This window comes from Candidatus Sarcina troglodytae (assembly GCF_015708635.1).
In the GTDB taxonomy this organism is placed as follows: Bacteria; Bacillota; Clostridia; order Clostridiales; family Clostridiaceae; genus Sarcina; species Sarcina ventriculi.
On sequence record NZ_CP051754.1, the window covers coordinates 392,589 to 407,766 of the forward strand.

General features: G+C 27.6%; 13 protein-coding genes. 12 read left to right on the top strand and 1 reads right to left on the bottom strand.

What is annotated here, in order from left to right; genetic code table 11:
• Nucleotides 1-79: 79 nt before the first annotated feature.
• The 11 genes from HH195_RS01745 to HH195_RS01795 all read left to right on the top strand — a co-directional run bounded on the left by HH195_RS01745 (nucleotide 80) and on the right by HH195_RS01795 (nucleotide 12,254).
• On the top strand, nucleotides 80-304 hold the full coding sequence (locus HH195_RS01745) for a DUF3006 domain-containing protein (RefSeq protein ID WP_055258124.1): 225 nt from the start codon (nucleotides 80-82) through the stop codon (nucleotides 302-304).
• Nucleotides 297-833: a signal peptidase I gene (lepB, locus tag HH195_RS01750; RefSeq protein ID WP_055258126.1), complete on the top strand. Its 537-nt coding sequence runs from the start codon at nucleotides 297-299 to the stop codon at nucleotides 831-833. Before HH195_RS01745 ends, lepB begins: the two co-directional genes overlap by 8 nt.
• Before the next feature lie 42 nt (nucleotides 834-875).
• A complete protein-coding gene (ftsH, locus tag HH195_RS01755) occupies nucleotides 876-2,996 on the top strand; it encodes an ATP-dependent zinc metalloprotease FtsH (protein WP_055258127.1) in 2,121 nt (706 codons plus the stop codon).
• A gap of 155 nt (nucleotides 2,997-3,151) precedes the next feature.
• On the top strand, nucleotides 3,152-5,269 hold the full coding sequence (locus HH195_RS01760) for a HelD family protein (protein ID WP_196371349.1): 2,118 nt from the start codon (nucleotides 3,152-3,154) through the stop codon (nucleotides 5,267-5,269).
• Between the two features lie 190 nt (nucleotides 5,270-5,459).
• A complete protein-coding gene (locus HH195_RS01765) occupies nucleotides 5,460-6,299 on the top strand; it encodes a transporter substrate-binding domain-containing protein (RefSeq protein ID WP_196371350.1) in 840 nt (279 codons plus the stop codon).
• Nucleotides 6,300-6,328: 29 nt separating this feature from the next.
• Nucleotides 6,329-7,006: an amino acid ABC transporter permease gene (locus HH195_RS01770; protein ID WP_196371351.1), complete on the top strand. Its 678-nt coding sequence runs from the start codon at nucleotides 6,329-6,331 to the stop codon at nucleotides 7,004-7,006.
• Nucleotides 6,990-7,712, top strand: a complete 723-nt coding sequence (locus HH195_RS01775; RefSeq protein ID WP_195923940.1) for an amino acid ABC transporter ATP-binding protein — start codon at nucleotides 6,990-6,992, stop codon at nucleotides 7,710-7,712. Before HH195_RS01770 ends, HH195_RS01775 begins: the two co-directional genes overlap by 17 nt.
• Before the next feature lie 250 nt (nucleotides 7,713-7,962).
• Nucleotides 7,963-8,301: an EamA family transporter gene (locus tag HH195_RS01780; protein WP_055258135.1), complete on the top strand. Its 339-nt coding sequence runs from the start codon at nucleotides 7,963-7,965 to the stop codon at nucleotides 8,299-8,301.
• The gene (locus tag HH195_RS01785; protein WP_196371352.1) at nucleotides 8,294-8,638 is read left to right on the top strand and encodes an EamA family transporter; all 345 of its coding nucleotides are present in this window, start codon (nucleotides 8,294-8,296) and stop codon (nucleotides 8,636-8,638) included. The genes HH195_RS01780 and HH195_RS01785 overlap by 8 nt, the downstream gene beginning before the upstream one ends.
• A gap of 52 nt (nucleotides 8,639-8,690) precedes the next feature.
• On the top strand, nucleotides 8,691-9,638 hold the full coding sequence (locus HH195_RS01790) for a glycosyltransferase family 2 protein (RefSeq protein ID WP_055258140.1): 948 nt from the start codon (nucleotides 8,691-8,693) through the stop codon (nucleotides 9,636-9,638).
• A 9-nt stretch (nucleotides 9,639-9,647) separates the two neighbouring features.
• Nucleotides 9,648-12,254, top strand: coding sequence for a YfhO family protein (locus HH195_RS01795; RefSeq protein WP_196371353.1), 2,607 nt, complete (start codon nucleotides 9,648-9,650; stop codon nucleotides 12,252-12,254).
• A gap of 117 nt (nucleotides 12,255-12,371) precedes the next feature.
• On the opposite strand, the gene HH195_RS01800 is transcribed toward HH195_RS01795, so the two are convergent.
• Nucleotides 12,372-13,550 carry a cation diffusion facilitator family transporter gene (locus HH195_RS01800; RefSeq protein ID WP_055258144.1) on the bottom strand — a complete coding sequence of 393 codons (1,179 nt, stop codon included), beginning with the start codon at nucleotides 13,548-13,550 and terminating at the stop codon, nucleotides 12,372-12,374.
• A gap of 319 nt (nucleotides 13,551-13,869) precedes the next feature.
• Between HH195_RS01800 and HH195_RS01805 the strand changes: the two genes are divergently transcribed.
• Nucleotides 13,870-15,114, top strand: coding sequence for an SH3 domain-containing protein (locus HH195_RS01805; RefSeq protein WP_196371354.1), 1,245 nt, complete (start codon nucleotides 13,870-13,872; stop codon nucleotides 15,112-15,114).
• Nucleotides 15,115-15,178: the final 64 nt, after the last annotated feature.

Consider the following 15,178-nt stretch of genomic DNA (forward strand, 5'->3'; position numbering starts at 1 on the left):
ACTATAATAAATGATAAAAAAATGTTGTAATGTGGTATACTTATAAGTGATACTTTATTTTAAAGGAGTCTCAGAGTATATGAATTTTTGGGTAATAGATAGGATTGAGGATAATTTAGTTATATGTCAAGATGAAAATTTCAATACTATAAAAATAAATAAAGAATTAATAGTAGGAATTTTAAAAGAAGGATATATAATTAGAAAAGAAAAAGAAAAATATATACTAGATGAGAAAAAAACTATAGAAAGGAACAAAAAAATAAAAGAATTGATGAAAGGTATGTGGCAAAAGGATGAGTGATAATAAGACTAAGGTTACTAAAAAAAAGTCTTTTATAATCGGATGGATAATACCAATTATTGCAGCCATAGGATTAGCATTTCTTATAAATAAATTTGTAGTATTTAAGATAGTGGTACCTACATCATCTATGGCTCCAACTATAGAAGCTGGAGATCAAATACTAGTTAGTAGATTATTTAACGCTAATGATTTAAAAACTGGTGAGATAGTGGTATTTAAATCAAATTACTCAAATGAACTTCTTATAAAACGTGTGATAGGAACGCCTGGAGATAAAGTGGTTGTAGATGAAAATGGAGATGTTTATATAAATGGTAAACTTTTAAATCAGCCTTATGTAAAATATCCAGGAGGAAAATATGGTGAATGGAAGGTTCCTGCTGGCTGTTACTTTATGTTAGGGGATAATAGAGCTAACAGTTATGATTCAAGATATTGGTCAGATCCTTTTATTAAAGCATCTAGCATAGTAGCGGTTGCTGGATTTAGGATATATCCTTTTAATAAAATAGGATTTCTTACCTAGTTAAATAATTAATTATAAGAAAAGGAGTAAAAGATAAGGAATATGTTTAAAGATAAGAAAAAACTTAGATATATACTTATATATGTTGCTATAGTTTTTGGTATAATCTTTATGTTTAATGTGGTTAAACAGGAAATGATGTATCAAAGCATAGATTATACTCAATTTAAACAAATGATTTCAGATAAAGAAATACAATCTGTTGATTTTGTGGGTAATCAAATTCAAATTGAACCTAAGGCAAATACTCAAGAAAGCGGAAAAATTCTTTATACAACAAATCCTGCTGTTGCAGGACTTAAGGATGATGGGCTAGTAAATGAATTACTTTCAGCTAATGTGCAAATAACAGTAAGTCAACCTCAAAATTATCCTATTTTAGAATTTATATTGTCTTGGGTAGCACCGCTTTTAATATTTTTCCTACTAGGAAGATTTATGTTTGGAAAGATAGATAAAAAGATGGGTGGAGGCGTTATGTCTTTTGGAAAGAATAATGCTAAGCTTTATGCAGAAGATGAAACAGGAATTACTTTTGATGATGTTGCAGGTCAAGATGAGGCAAAAGAATCTTTAAAAGAAATTGTAGATTTTATGCATAATACTCAAAAGTATACTGCAATTGGAGCTAAACTACCTAAGGGTGCTCTTTTAGTTGGGCCTCCAGGAACTGGTAAGACACTCCTTGCAAAAGCTGTTGCAGGAGAGTGTAAAGTACCATTTTTCTCAATGTCAGGTTCTGATTTCGTTGAAATGTTTGTTGGTATGGGAGCTTCAAGAGTAAGAGATTTGTTTAAACAAGCAGAGGAAAAAGCACCTTGTATAGTATTTATAGATGAAATTGATGCTATAGGTAAAAGTAGAGATGGTGCTATTCAAGGAAATGATGAAAGAGAACAAACTCTAAATCAACTTTTAACTGAAATGGATGGATTTGATTCTTCAAAAGGAGTTGTAATACTTGCAGCTACAAATAGACCTGAAGTCTTAGATAAAGCACTTTTAAGACCTGGTAGATTTGATAGAAGGGTTATAGTTGATAGTCCAGACCTTATTGGTAGAGAAGCTATTTTAAAGGTACATGCAAAAGATGTAAAACTTGCAGATGATGTATCTTTAAAGGCTATAGCTAAATCTACTCCAGGTGCTGTTGGAGCTGACCTTGCTAATATGGTAAATGAAGCAGCTTTAAGGGCAGTTAAGCATGGTAGACGTGAAGTTATACAAGAAGATTTAGAAGAAGCTGTAGAGGTTATTATAGCTGGTAAGGAAAAGAAAGATAGGATAATGTCTCCTAGAGAAAAGAGTATAGTTGCATATCATGAAGTAGGTCATGCTCTTGTGGCAGCTCTTTTAAATAATACTGATCCGGTTCATAAAATAACTATAATACCAAGAACAATGGGAGCATTAGGTTATACTATGCAACTTCCAGAAGAAGAAAAATATTTAGTATCTAAGGATGAAATGATAGATCAAATAGCTGTTATGCTTGGAGGTAGAGCTGCTGAAGAGGTTAAATTTGGAAGTATAACTACAGGGGCATCTAATGATATAGAAAGAGCGACTCAATCTGCTAGAAATATGGTTACACTTTATGGTATGAGTGATAGATTTGATATGATGGCTTTAGAATCTATAAATAACAGATATTTGGATGCGAGGGCTTCTAGAAATTGTTCAGAACAAACATCTACTATAGTTGATGAAGAAATTTTAGCTATAATTAGAACAGCTCATAAAGAGGCAAGAACTATATTAAGTGAAAACAAAGATCTATTAGATGAAATTTCAAATGTTTTATTAGAAAAAGAAACTATAATGGGCGATGAGTTCATGGAAATAGTTTATGGAAAATATCCAGAAAAAAGAGAAGCTTATGAAAAAGCTAAGCATGAAAAAGAAATGTTGAGAGAATTAGCTATGGCTAAGAGAAGAGAAAAGGAAGAAGCTATTCAAAAAGCTAGAGAAGAGGCTTTGAAGGAAGAAGCTTTAGAAGAATCGACATTAAAATTAGAAAAAGAAAATGAAGAGCAATTAGATTTTAAAAAGTCAGATATGACTATTCAAAGTTCTAATGATAATGAAAATTTGTCAGATGAAAATTTTGAATTAAAAAATAAAGATGATGAAGACAATTCTTCAAATAATAATTTATTCTAATTCTAATTTTAAAAACAAAGTAAGTTACAATATAGTGAGTTATGCTAATACATAGCTCACTTTTATTATTAATTCTAGGTTTTGTTAATTTGATAGAAAAGTTTTACAGTTAAATATTTTTTCTTTAAAATTAATAAATTTATGAGGAGGAAAAAATGGAAAAGAATAATGATTTTTTAATAGAGAACAAGCATTTAGAAGATACTTTAAATATATTAAACAAAGAGGTTCTAAATTATATAAATAAAAGAAAAGAAATAACAGAATATATATTAGATTATAGAAAAAATGCTATAGAAGAGTATAGAGATGATGAAGATAAGTTAATAGAATATTTTGATCATGAGAGATATATGAAGGAGCAGGCTTTTGCTTCTATAGATAAAAAATTAAAAGAACTTACTACATTAAAAAGTTCCCCTTATTTTGGTAAGATAAATTTTATTGATTCTAATTTTGATGATGAAGAAGAAATGTATATCGGAAGATTTGGAGTTATTCCAGAAGGAGATTTTGAACCGTTAATTGTTGACTGGAGAGCACCGATAGCATCATTATTTTATCATGGAAGTTTAGGAGAAGCATATTATACAGCACCTGATGGGAAAGTTAAAACTGATATCTTAAAAAGACGACAAATAATAGTTAAAAAGAGTGAATTAAAGGGAATATTTGATTCTGAAGTTGATATTAAAGATGAAATTTTACAAGAAATTTTGAGTAATAATTCCTCTGAAAAATTAAAAGATATAGTTATGACTATACAAAAGGAACAAGATGACATAATGAGAAAAGAAAGAACTAAGAATATAGTTGTAAATGGTGTAGCGGGTAGTGGTAAAACTACTATAGCTCTTCATAGAGTGGCATATCTTTTATATAATTATAGAAAAGAACTTGAGGATAAAGTTTTAATTTTAGGTCCAAACCACATATTTATGGAATATATATCACAGGTGTTACCAAGTCTTGGAGAATCAAAAGTTAAACAACAGACATTTTTAGATTTTGCAGCAGAGCAATTGGAAGAGCCAATAGAAATAGCAGGATTTGAGGAATATTTAGATGCTTTAGTTTCTGGTAATAAGCAAATTGTAGAAGACACTAAGTATAAAAATTCAACAAAAATAATAGATGATTTAGATATTTTAATAAGGAATATGGATTTAAATTATTTTAAGATTGAACCTGCTAAATATTTTGGTGAAGAGGTAGTTGGGGTAGATGAAATAAAAGAAATGTTTGAAAAACATTATGCATATATGCCTTTGTTTAGGAGAAGTGAAAAGATAAAAAGAATATTAATCTCTAAAATTAAAGATAAGAGAGATGAAAAGTTTAGAGAATTAAATAAAAAAGTAAATGAATTAAAATCTTCATTAAAGCCAGAAGAACTTTTAATTGAAGAAAATAATATAGAGTTTAAAAGAAGTATAGAAGTTAGGGAAATTGTTAAAGAAGTTATGAATTCAAGGCAAGAAATAGAAACTTGGCTTGGAAAGAAAAGCATAGTTAAAATATATAATGAATTTAATAATAATAAAATATTAACAACTAATGATTTAGCACCTATTTTATATTTGATGATAAATCTTGAAGGTAAAAAGGCAAAACAAAGTTATCGTCATGTAATAATAGATGAGGCACAAGACTATTCTCCAATTCAATTTAAAGTAATAAAAGAATTGACAGGAAGCAAGTATTTCACAATAGTTGGAGATGTAAATCAAAGAATAAATAAAGTGTCAGAAATTCCTGCTATGCTTAATTTAGATAATATTTTAAATTTAGATGATATTGAAGTTTTTAACTTAAATAGGAGTTATAGAAGTACTTTTGAAATAATAGATTATGCAAATAAATTTTTAAAAGAAACTTCAATAACACCTTTAGTTAGAAATGGAAAGAATGTTGAAGTTATAAACGTAAAAAATAAAGATGATTTTGGAGATAAGATAATAAATTGTATAAATGAATATAATAGTGATAAGTTAGATAGTATAGCTATTATAACAAAAGACCAAAATCAATTAGAACAAATATATGATATTATAAAAGAGAAAATTCATGTAGTTAAATTTAATAGAGAAGATATAATTTATAAGGGTGGTGTTGTAATAATTCCGTCTTACTTAGCAAAAGGATTGGAATTTGATGGAGTTATAATAGCTGAAATAAAAGAATCTTCTAAAGAAAATAAAGAAGAGGATTTAATAAAATATATAATGGCGACTAGAGCCCTTCATAGATTAAAAGACATTACATTAGAATAAAAATCTTAAATTTTAAAAATTTGCTAACTAGAGATAGTTAGCAAGTTTTTTTATTTATCAAAAGCAATTTAATGATAAATAAATTTAAACTATTGCATAATAATTCAAAAAAATGTATAATAATTCATATATCAAGATGATAGTTAATAAACTTATTAATAGTTAATATTAAAAAAGTGGGGGATTTTAAATGAAAATAAAAAAGAGATTTTTTAAAGGTGTTTTAGCTTTATCTGTAATGGGTGTTGCATTAAATTTATTGATAGGTTGTTCATCTAATAGTGGTACTGCAAGTACATCATCTAGTAAGTCAAGTTCTTTAGATAATATAAGGAATACAGGGAAATTAGTTGTTGGGATGAGTGCTGATTATGCACCTTATGAGTTTCATACAATTATAGATGGAAAAGATCAAATTGTAGGATTTGATGTTGATGTTGCAAATGAAATAGCAAGTAGTTTAGGAGTAGAACTTGAGATTAGAGAAATGGATTTTGGAATGCTTTTAGCTGCACTTCAATCTGGAAAAATTGATATGGTTATATCAGGAATGAGTCCTAATGCAGAGCGTGAGAAGAGTGTTGATTTTTCTAATATATATTATAAAGCAATTCAATCTATTTTAGTCTTAGATAGCAATAAGAATATTTATACAAGTTTAGATGATTTGGCTAATAAAAAAATAGGAGTTCAAATGGGAGCTATTCAAGCAAGTATAGCAGAAGAACAAATAGAAAATGCTAATATAACAGAGCTTACAAAGGTTGATCAATTAATTACGGAGTTAAAGTCAGGAAAGGTTGATGCAGTAGTAGTTGAAAAACCAGTAGCTGAAACAATTTTAACTACTAATGAAGATTTATTTTTAACTGAAATACCTGTTAAGTATGATGACGGAGGGGCAGCTATTGCTGTTAAAAAAGGCTCAAGTGATTTATTAGATGAAGTTAATAATGTAATAGATGGGTTAATAAGCAACGGGAAAATAGATGAATTTGTTGTAAATGCAAATGCAATGGTTTGTAATTAATATTTGGAAATCATACATGGAGGGGTTTTATGGATTTTAGCTTTTTGTCAGATTACTATATGTATTTTATAGATGGAATAAAATTAACGTTATTTATATCTTTAATTTCTGTGTTTTTGGGGACTTTGTTTGGAATAGTTTTATATGCAATGAAAAAAAGCAAATTTACTATACTTAAAATAAATATTTTTAAAGTTTTATCAAGCACTTATATTGAAGTGGTGCGAGGAACACCTCTTTATTTACAGATAATGATTGTATATTATGGAGTGGATCAAATTTTCAATTTAGATATGCCAGCCATAGCGTCAGGTATACTTGCAATATCATTAAATTCAGCAGCTTATGTATCAGAACTTATAAGAGCTGGGATAGAGGCAGTTGATAAAGGGCAATTAGAAGCTGCAAGAAGTTTAGGAATGAATTATTCTAAGGCAATGTTTTTGGTAATTATTCCACAGGCAATAAAAAATATATTACCTGCCATTGGAAATGAGTTTATAGCAGTTATAAAAGAATCATCAATGGCATCAACTATTGGGGTTGCAGAGCTTATGTATGCTGCAAATAAGGTTACTGGAAGAATATTTAGGTCTTTTGAGCCACTTATAATTTCAGCAATTTGTTATTTTGTATTAACTTATACTTTAGGACGAGTTATAAAGTATATAGAAAGGAGAATGAATACAGATGCTTTATGTAAATAACCTTTATAAATGTTTTGGGGAAACTCAGGTTTTAAAAGGAATAGATGAGCATATTAAAAAAGGTGAAGTTTTAGTGCTTATAGGACCATCAGGTTCTGGAAAAAGTACATTTTTAAGATGTTTAAACCTTTTAGAAAAACCAACTTCTGGAGAAATAACTTTTGAGGGAAAATCTATAACAAATAAAGAGTGTGACATAAATAAAATAAGAGAAAAAATGGGTATGGTTTTTCAACAGTTTAATTTATTTCCACATAAAACAGTTTTAGAAAATATAACTATGGCACCTATTAAGGTCAAAAAGATATCAAAAGAAAAAGCTATTGAAAAAGCTATGGAACTTCTAGCAAAGGTTGGACTTTCTGACAAGGCAAATAGTTATCCAAGTTCATTATCAGGAGGGCAAAAGCAAAGAATAGCAATTGCAAGGGCATTGGCTATGGAGCCAGATGTTATACTTTTTGATGAGCCAACATCTGCATTAGATCCAGAAATGGTTGGAGAGGTTTTAAATGTTATGAAACAATTAGCAAAAGATGGGATGACTATGGTGGTTGTAACTCATGAAATGGGCTTCGCTAAGGAGGTTGGAAGCAGAATAATTTTTATGGATAATGGAAAAATTATTGAAAAAGGTGCACCAAATGAGATATTTTTTAATCCAAAAAATTCAAGAACTAGAGAATTTTTATCTAAAATATTATAAATATACGATACAATTAATAATTTATCAAAAAAAATTCATTTCTGTTAGTAATTCAAGGTCTAAAGATGATATAATAATCTAGTTAGTATCATTTTTAGACTTTTTTTTGTTGCAAATCTTAAATAAGTGTTATAATTAAATAGGTTTGTTAGTAATATGTAAATTAAAACTTTTAATTTATAAAATTGTTAATTTAAAATTGAAAACAAGAAATACTTAGAGTGTGAAAAAAATAGGAGAGAAAAGTAGTATGGAAAAAAAGAATAATATGACACTGGGTATAACTCTAATAATACTGTCAGCAGTTTGTACATCTTTTGGACAATTATTTTGGAAAATAAGCAGTATAAATATTTTATATTTATTGATAGGATTTTTCTTGTATGGAATAGGAGCTCTTCTCATGATAGTGGCTCTTAAGTTTGGACAGCTTTCAGTTATACAGCCTCTTATGTGTGTAAGCTATGTATTTGCTCTTATAATTGGGTATATATTTTTGGGTGAAGTTGTATCTCCTATGGAATTAATAGGAATTGTGATTATAATAGCAGGAGTTATTTCCATAGCTAGGGGAGGTAAAAATGAATAAAATATATTTATTATTTCCAATTATGACGCTGATGGGAAGTTTAGGTGGATTCTTTTTTAAAAAAGGAGCAGCTCATTTAGATTTTAAGAATGTGTTTAGAAGTGTGTTTTTAAATTTAAATTTATACATTGGTGGAATATTATATGTTATAGCAGCAGTATTAAACATAGTAGCTTTAAAATATTTACCATACAGTATAGTGTTGCCGTTAACAGCCATAACTTATATATGGACTATTATAATATCTAGATTGATGCTAAAAGAAAAAGTTAATAAAGATAAGGTTATAGGTATTATATTAATAATAATTGGTGCCATCTTTATAGCTATGAAATAGCATTAAATATTATAAGTTTAATTTAATATTAAGTTATATTAGGAGGAAAAAAATGAAAAAGGTCAGTATTTTGATACCTGCATATAACGAAGAAGAGGTTTTATATACTCTCTATGACAGGTTGGAAAATGTTATAAATAAATTAAACAATTATGAATTTGAGGTGTTGTTAATAAATGACGGTAGCAAAGATAATACATTAAATATTTTAAGAGAACTAAGAAAAAGAGATAAAAGAATGTGTTACATAAATTTATCAAGAAATTATGGAAAAGAGACTGCTATGATAGCGGGATTAGATTATGTAACTGGCGATTGTTGTATAATATTAGATGCTGATTTGCAAGATCCTCCAGAACTTATAGAAGAGATGTTAAAATATTGGGAACAAGGATATGACGATGTATATGCTAAAAGAAAAAGTAGAGCTGGGGAAAGCTTTATGAAAAAATTCACATCATCTCTTTTTTATAAGATGTTACAAAAAAGTACTAGAATACCTATTCAAAAAAATACAGGTGATTTTAGATTATTAGATAGAAGATGTGTAGATGCTCTTAGAAAATTTAGAGAATCAGAGAGATATACTAAGGGTATGTTTAGTTGGATAGGTTTTAATAAAAAGGAAATACTATTTGATAGAGACCCAAGAGTAGCGGGAAGTACTAAGTGGAATTATTGGAAACTTATAGATTTAGCAATAGAGGGAATAACGTCTTTTACCACTAAACCTCTTAGAATTTCTAGCTTTTTAGGTGTTATAATTTCTTTTTGTGCCTTTGTTTATATAGTAATAATAATAGCAAGAACCTTAATAATGGGTGAAGCTGTTAAAGGATATCCATCACTTATGGCAGTTATACTATTTTTAGGTGGAGTTCAATTATTATCTCTAGGTATTATAGGAGAATATATAGGAAGAGTCTTTAATGAAACGAAAAGAAGACCTTTATATTTTGTTGAAGAATATAATGGAGAAAAGGTTAGAGATTTTGATTAGGAGAAAAATATGAATAAATCAACAGAGAAAAAAACTTTTGTAAAATATTTAATCATTGGCATGATAGCGCCAGCTTTAATACTTTACATAGCTTTTACGGTTATTGGAGCAGGAGCTTTTGGTTTTAGAAGTATCTTAATTGGAGATATGTATAATCAATATGCAAATTTTTATTCATTATACAAAAGTATATTATCTAGTGGTGATTTTTCTCAATTATTATATTCATGGAAATTAAGTTTGGGTGGAGGATTTATAGGAATTTTTGCTTATTATTTAGCAAGTCCATTATCATTTTTAGTTTTACTTTTCCCAAAATCCGATATGCAAAATTTTATGATGACTTTGTTACTTATAAAAGTAGCATTATCATCATTAACATTTATTATATTTATAAAATACATGTACAAAAAAATAAATATATACACAGTATTTTTTTCAACAATGTATGCTTTAATGGGATATGTTGTAATGTATTATTTAAATATAATGTGGCTAGATGGAGTGATTCTTCTGCCACTTGTTTTAATAGGCGTTGAAAAATTAATAAAAGAAAAGAAAAAAACATTTTTTATTGTATTTTTAGCTATTATGATATTAGATAACTTTTATATATCATATATGGTTGGTGGATTTGCTTTGCTTTATTTTTTATCTAGATATTTTACAGAAAATAAAGTAACAGATTGGAAAAAATTCATTAAAGCATTAGCTAGGTTTTTATTTTCAGCTGTTGTCGCAGCTCTTATTTCTGGTATATTAGTTGTTCCTACATATTTTGCTATTAAAAATACAGGAACACAGATATATCTTAGCAATCCTATAAATACATTTAATTTTAATTTATTTTTATCAAAATTTTTTGCAGGTACATATGAAGCAATTTCCTATGGTCAACCCAATATATATATAGGGCTTATTCCACTTATATTATTAATTCCATATTTTTTTAATAAAAAGATATCTCAAAAGGAAAAGATTATAAGTCTTTTAATGTACATTGGGATGTTTGTAAGTTTTACAGTGCCCATAGTAGATTTAGCATGGCAAGGGTTTGAAACTCCTATATGGTATATGTTTAGATTTTCTTTTGTGTATTCTTTTATGATGTTAAGTTACGCATATAAAGAATTTGTAAACATTAAATATAGTTCAAATAAAAGTATAATAATATCAGGAGTTATTTTAATTTGCATACTTGTATATTTACTTTTTACTTATGTAGGTGCAGGTGGAATGCTTGTAATTGCAGGTAATATAGTAATGGTGATAATATATGTAGTGCTTTTATATCTGTATAAAAATAGACCTGACTTAAAGAAAAATGTTTCAATTTTTATGATAATAATGATATTTGGAGAATTAACACTAAGCTCAGCTTTATATATAAGTGATATAAATAATGATGTGGGCTCTATAGGAAGCAAAGTATATTCCAATATTATAAGTTCTCAACCTTTAGTAAATGAAATAAAAGAAAAAGATACTAGCTTTTATAGAATGGCTGAAGTTGATGGAAGATATAATAGAGGGATGGCTTTAGATTATAATAACATAGCATCGTTTACTTCATTTACATATCAACCTTTAGGAGAGTTTTTGCATTATGATTTGGGACTTGGTAATGCAGGAGTTAATTTAGCAACTACGTATTCAGGTACTACTGCTATTTTAAATTCGTTACTTGGAGTAAAATATGTAATGGCTAATAATTATTTAGGTGATTTATATACTGAAGTTGCTGAAGGATATGGAAAAGTAATTAATGAATATAAGTATTCTCTTCCAATAGGTTATGTTGTAAACAATGGTTTTATGGATAAAAATATAGATTTTACATCAAACATGTTTGTAAATAATAATTTATTTTTAAATAGTATGCTTGGAAATGAAATTAATACTACAAATTATAAGGAGTATTTAGAACCAGCTGATTCAGATTATACAATAAGCCTACGTAATGCTCAGATAGTTGCTGATGGAGAGAGTAAGCTGGCTGTGGAGAAAATAAATGATAAGGAGACTGGAGTTCTAACGTTTAATATTATGAATGCGAAGAATCAAGAGCTTTATATGGATTTAAATGATGGAATTCAAAGAGCGGTTTATCTTTATGTAAATGGTAAAAAAATGAGCACCTATGGTGGTTCATGGAACAATGGAATAATAAGCTTAGGTTATTTTAAGGCTGGAGAAAATGTAACAGTTCAATTAGAATTAGTTGATAATGATTTTGTAATAAGTCATATTCAATTTTATGGATTAAATGTTAGTACATTTGCAAAAAGCATTGATACATTGAAGAATAATTCGATAAAAGATTTACAGGTTACAAATACACAAATAACAGGTACTGTAACAGCACAAGGAAATAACAATATATTGTTCTTATCAATACCATATGATAGTGGTTGGAGCGCTTATATAAATGGTAAAAAAGTTAAGATTCTTTCTAAATATAACTTCATGGAGATAAAATTAAATCAAGGAACTCAAAACATAAAACTTGTATTTATTCCAGATGGTATTTATAAAGGCGCAGGCTTAACAATAATAGGTGTTTGTATACTTATGTTAATTATAATTAGTGAAAGAAAAAAATATAAAAATAATTAATTAAGATAAAATAAAATTCTAAGATGTTTATTCTTAGAATTTTATTTTACACAAATTTTATTACAAATATTGATTTTTAAATTTTTATAGAATCACAATTTAATAAAAAGAGGACTATTAAATAAACTCTCTATCAACTGTAATAATACATTTATAATTTTTATGTATTTTTTTTGTTTCTTCAGATATAAATTGAATAATTTCATCATCTGAAATTTTTTTATGAGCATCATCTGGTCTAATAACAACGTCAAAAATTAAACTTTTCTTTTCACCTTTTCCAATAATCCTAAAATCATGAATAGATGTTATTATAGGTTTTTTGCTGATTATTTTTTCTATAAGTTCTTTAGCTGATTTAACTTCATTTTCCTCAATAGATATAGGATCCATATGAATCACTAAAACTATCTTAAGTTTTTCTGATATTTCACGTTCTGCTAAATCTATGACATTATGAATTGTCATTATATCTATATTAGCAGGTATTTCAGCATGAATTGATGCCATAAATTTTCCAACTCCATAATTGTGAATTATTAAATCATGAACACCAGTTATATAATCATAAGATAGCAATTCATCTTTTATACTATCTACAAGTTTTGGATCTGGTGATTCCCCCAAAAGCGGGCTTATTGTTTCTCTTAAAAGTTTGTATCCAGCATAAAGTATGAACAATGATACAAAAAGTCCAACATATCCATCTAAAGGAATTGATGTGAATCTTGCAACAACGAATGAAATTAAAACTATACTTGAAGCAAAAACATCTCCTAGAGAATCAAAAGCTGATATCTCAAGAGCTTTTGAATTAATCTTTTTACCAACGAATCTATTAAAAAGACTAAGCCAAATTTTAACTATTATTGTTATAAGTAATAAAATAAATGCAAGTATGTCAAAATGAACAGGTGTAGGGTTTAGTATTCTTGTAATTGATGATTTTGCGAAATCTAAACCAACCATAAGTATTATGAAAGACATAATAAGTGATGCTATGTATTCTGATCTACCGTGTCCAAATGGATGTTCTTTATCAGGTGGAAGATTAGATAATCTAAATCCAAGTATTGTTATTATAGATGATATAGTGTCTGATAAATTGTTAAATGCATCAGCTGTAACAGCAATACTTCCAGTGATGATTCCTACAAATAATTTTATAAAAAAAAGTAGAAGATTAAATACAATACCGACTATTCCAGCAAAATATCCATACTTATCTCTTACAGAATTATCTTGTATGTTTTCAGAATTTTTAATAAAAATTTTAATTAATAGCTTTGAAAGCATGTCATTTCCTCCCTTTCCTAAACTACATGAGCATTATTATAACATTAATATATGAAATAAAACACTAAAATTTAAAAAAAAAATAAAAAAATTAGAAAAAATTTACTTAAATAAGAATGATTTTAATAATCATGTTTATTTACATATAAATATAGAAAATAAATTGTTTAAATAATCAAATAATACATAAATATTACAAAATTAATTTAATTAATACAAATTGTGGTACAATATATTATAAGGATATTAATAAAATTTTATGCTATTATTTAAATTTACCAATATAAATATTAAAAATTGAATATTAGGGGGAAATTCAATGAAAAGAAAAAAATTGTGTAGTTTTATGATGATATTAGGTTTAGGAACAGGCATTTTTGTAAATAATACATGTGTTTTAGCAGAGGATAATTTAGAAGAAAAAATTATTGATATAAAAGATAATAATGATGCTATGTATATAGATGGACCAGCAATTGATGATTCATTAGAAGAATCAATTCAAATATATTCTCAAACTCACAGTATAATTGGGAATGCAGAGGTTAGCAAGGAGGAATTTAAAAAATATTTTAATGAAATAGCAGAAAAAAAAGGCTATGTATATAAATTAAATTGTAGCATAGATGAATTTGTGGATTTAGCTTATGAAGAGGCTAATATCGAAAAGGTTAGACCAGATATAGTTATAGCTCAAGCAATTTGGGAAACAGGGTATTTTCAATATGGTGGAATAGTTGATGCTAATGATAATAATTATGCTGGACTTGGAGCAACAGGAGCAGCTGGAGTTAAGGAAAAATTTAAAACTCCAAGACTTGGATTAAGAGCACAAGTGCAACATTTAAAAGCTTATGCTTCAAAAGATTCTTTGGTTTTAGATTTAGTTGATCCAAGATTTAAGTATGTAACAAGAGGAAGTGCACAGTCTGTTGAAGAACTTTCAGGGAAATGGGCTGTTCCAGGATATAGTACAAGCCAATACAGTTCATTAGTTGATGCTGCTAAAAACAATGATACTTATGGACAACGAATTTATAATTTGATTACAGAAGCGAAGGCTTATAATGGATATGAAGATAACAATGTAAATAATGGTAATAATACAGAAGCGACTACTAAAGTAGGAGTTGTAAAGGTTGATACATCATTAAATGTAAGAAAAGGTCCAGGAACTAATTATTCGGTAGTAGATAGACTTTATAATGGAAAGCAAGTAACTATAATGGGCGAAGAAAATAGTTTTTACAAAGTTCAATATGATGGAAGAGAAGGGTATGTATCGAAGTCTTATGTAACTATTTTGGGAAATTCTTCAAACAATAATACAAATAATAATTCGGGTTCTACGATAACTTATAAAACAGGTGTTACGACAAATACAACTGCAAATTTAAATGTAAGAAAAGGGGCGGGAACTAATTATGCTGTAATTGGAACATTGAAACCTAAATCACAAGTTATTATATTAAATGAAGATGGAAAATGGTTAAGAATAGCTTATTATATTAATGGAAAGAGAATAGAAGGGTATGTAAGTTCATCTTATGTAAAGATTGGTTAATATTACAGAGAGATAGGATAGTTAGTTCACTAAAAAGGATATATGTGTTAAAGTATAGATAGAT